Raw genomic sequence first — 3,563 nt, forward strand, 5'->3', positions numbered from 1 at the left:
TGCACAGTTGTATCGCACCGGCAATCGACTTTCACACATAAGTCAATCGAATCAGGCTGTTACTTGCGACTCATGTTCCTCGAATCCACTGGAATCGCGTGTGCATCCGCGTAAATTCGGGTCTTTTTGGGGCCTTGCTGCGGGATTTAAAGTGTCACTTCAAAATATTGCAACATTATGCAGGAATCTCGCTATGTCCTGCGATGATCTGATATGTAGTGAACGAGAAAACTTGTCGCGATCTGTGTAGTGATAGGTTACAATACACACGTGATACTCGGATTCCGTCACAGCGGCCTCAGACGACTATTTGAAAAAAATGACTCAAGGCGAATCACACCGAATCACAGAGCCAAGATCAAACGTATTCTCGCTCGTCTCGACGATGCGTCACATGCACGGGATATGAATCTTCCAGGATTCGAACTTCATCGACTAACTGGGGATTTAGCTGGTTTTTGGGCTGTCAAAGTATCGAGGAACTGGCGAGTTATATTTCGATTCGAAGGCCAACATGTCCGAGATGTCAACTTAATCGACTATCACTAGGAGAAATGCGCAATGCCGATGAAAGATCCCCCTCATCCTGGTCTGTCTGTGCGACTTGACTGTCTTGAGCCTCTAGGTCTCAGCGTTACAGAGGCAGCACGACAGCTTGGCGTAAGCCGAAAACAACTTTCAGATATCGTGAACTGTCGGGCTGGAATCACACCTCGGATGGCGATTCGTCTTGACAAGGCGTTTGGCGGTGGCGCGGAAACGTGGTACAGACTCCATACCAGTTATGAAATGGCTCAGGCATTGAAGAATGCCGATCAGATAAAGGTCAATCGATTATCGTCGGTAACGTGATTGTCAATCACTGCAATTAATCTGCGAACGGGCGACATGTTGTCCCAACGTTTCGAGGTATAGAATTTGAACTAAGCCGTTGCGCGGCAGTATAACTACACGGCCTTCATCGGTCAAAAGAACACTTCAGAATATTTTTCCACTAGCGGGCCGAAATCACCTACACAATAAGCGAATATTGTCTTGAACGTGGGAAAGAATTACGGTCTCTCGCAAGACCGATGATGATCATATGAGGACATTGCCGCGCAGCGGCTTAATTCAACATTTAGTTCTTTCAGCCGGTACCTACAAGGAGTTATTTCGCGAACACTCCGAGAACTGGGTGTAAAGATTCGACTATCGTGAGGCTGGATCGGGAGGGGGTATGACGTGGGACGCGGGCGTACAAACCTTCCAGTTGTGCGGCAGTTTCATGCGCAACAGACACGGCAGACTGTCAGCCACGGCATCGATCATCATCCACACCGCGTAGGCACCAAAATGTTGAATTTGATATTTGTGCTGAATTTGGTGTTAACGCTATGGCCATAGGGAATTTTCGACAAGCGATTGCTGCAACCTGTGAACAGGCATCACGTCGACACCATCCTCAGTCCGAAAAGAACGCTTTCCACAGTAGACCAATATGCGCCTTGTAATTCCGGGAAGTTCCGCGAGTGCACGCAGCCCCTTTAGCATGCCGGTATAGTAGCGTGGCTGCGATTTGACTTCAATTGCCACGATCTCACGACCTCGACGTAGCAGGAAGTCAACCTCTGTGCGATTTGCCGGGTGAGGTGCCCAGTAGTACAGATCGTCGAATAGTTCACAATCCTCTGCGTATGCTCGCAGAAGATGCAATATCCAGCCTTCCAATAGCATACCGCGCTCTTCAGGCGAGATCGGTCCGTGCAGTTTCTTCATCGCCCGCACCAGACCAGAATCTATCCAGTAGAGTTTCGGATGCTTCCGCTCCCGCAAGCGTAGCCGAGAATCGTAAGCTGGAAGCCTGAACACAAGCAACGTGTCTTCAAGAATATCCAGGTATCCCTGTACGGTCGTCCGTGCAACACCACATTCGCGTGCGATGCCGGCTATGTTGATAACTTGGCCATGATAAAGAGCAGCGATCGGCAAAAAACGTGCAAACCCAGGAAGATTTCGAACCAGTGCTTCCGCCCTGATTTCCTCTTGAAGATAGAGCCTGACATAGCTCTCAAGAACTTTGCGCTGTTCCTCCGAAACCCAGACCAAGGGTATAGTTCCAGTATCAAGCGCGACTTCCAAGTCGAAATCGTCACCGAGTTCGCTCGGCGTCAGGGGATGCATCGTTTTGTGCAACGCCCTACCGGCTAGCAGGTTCACACCGGATGACTTCAGTTTGCGTGCACTTGATCCAAGTAGTGCGAACTTTAGGTCTTGGTTTTCTATGTGCCGATGCACTTCATTCAACAGATTGGGTAGACGTTGAATCTCATCAACGATCACCCAACTGCCAGGCTGGCATGACTGAAGATCGGCGGCAAACAGGGACGGATCGGAAAGATAATCCTGGTACCGGACTTCGTCGAGAAGATCAATATGCAACGCGTCAGGAAACCGTTCCCGTGCCCATGTACTCTTTCCAACCCCTCGAACGCCAAGTAGGAAAAAACTTTGCCGGTACGGTCGAGTCAGTCGCTGATATACAGAATTTGACACTATGTCGTCATTTAACGCAGATATATGACATTATATTATCAGAAGGATAACCTTGTTTCGGATTATTCCAAAGCTGCGGAGCGACTTGAATTGAGCTTCAGAGGCCTTCCAGGAACTGTGGTATGAGACGCCTGTTTCCGAACAGGTGCAGAAATTTCGGGGCAAAATCGTGATATTTCGAAGCGACACTTTAAATCCCTCAGCAAGGGTCAAAAATGACCCGAAATTACGCTCATTCGCACGCGAATCCGGTTGAATTGAGGAGCATGAGTCGGAAGTAACAGGCTGATTCGATTGACTTATGTGTGACAGTTGGACGCCAGTCCGATACAACTGTGCATACCCTCAGTTGTACTTGCGGAAGCAAACTGGTATGGCTCGATCCGCGCCGGCTGGCAATCTCACGGCGACAAAAAGGGTATAGAGAACTTTGGATCGCGCTGGGGAATCAGTGGCAGCAGCGAGGCGGCCGAAGGGCTTACCGCAGTCTATAAGTTCGAGACAAGAATCGCAGACGGGGAACCCGCTCAATCCACTAATCAGCGTTATGTCGGTCTTTCGGGCGGATTTGGAAACATCACACTTGGTAAGTTGAACAATGCGTCTGCGAATCATGTAGGGTTTGTGGATCAGGCTTATTGGCTTGGTTCTTGGGAAGGTATGGTCGACAACAAGGTTGGCAACAGCCTGTCATACGCCGTTGATGTCGGTGCGGCGAGTTTCCAGTTGGACGCGATCGCCGATTCCAGCAAGACCAGCAAGGACTTGGATTCTTCGCAATTCGGCGCAACCCTGAAAATAGGCGACAACGGCAAGATCGGTTTTGCATACATCAATCATCCTACGACAGGCGCGCCTACGCCGGGCTATGCTGCTGACGCAACATATACAAACAATGGCGAGTCAAAGAAGGCGCGGGATGACGCGTATTATAAATCTTTGCAAGATGCTATTGAATCAAGCGATTTATCTAACATAATGTATAGGCTTTTATTTGATGTGCGTCAGCACGCCAAATAAAATCATTG

3 protein-coding genes are annotated in these 3,563 nt (G+C 49.2%); 2 read left to right on the forward strand and 1 reads right to left on the reverse strand.

Annotated features, from left to right (window positions below):
- Positions 1-567 precede the first annotated feature (567 nt).
- Positions 568-852, forward strand: coding sequence for a HigA family addiction module antitoxin (locus OXI60_02090; GenBank protein ID MDE0308609.1), 285 nt, complete (start codon positions 568-570; stop codon positions 850-852).
- A 522-nt stretch (positions 853-1,374) separates the two neighbouring features.
- Here OXI60_02090 and OXI60_02095 read toward each other — a convergent pair.
- Positions 1,375-2,535 (reverse strand): ATP-binding protein, encoded by a 1,161-nt coding sequence (locus OXI60_02095; protein MDE0308610.1) that lies wholly within the window; start codon positions 2,533-2,535, stop codon positions 1,375-1,377.
- Between the two features lie 312 nt (positions 2,536-2,847).
- On the opposite strand from OXI60_02095, the gene OXI60_02100 reads away from it, so the two are divergent.
- On the forward strand, positions 2,848-3,555 hold the full coding sequence (locus tag OXI60_02100; protein ID MDE0308611.1) for a porin: 708 nt from the start codon (positions 2,848-2,850) through the stop codon (positions 3,553-3,555).
- Positions 3,556-3,563: the final 8 nt, after the last annotated feature.

Source organism: Acidiferrobacterales bacterium (assembly GCA_028820695.1).
Taxonomy (GTDB): Bacteria; Pseudomonadota; Gammaproteobacteria; order Arenicellales; family JAJDZL01; genus JAJDZL01.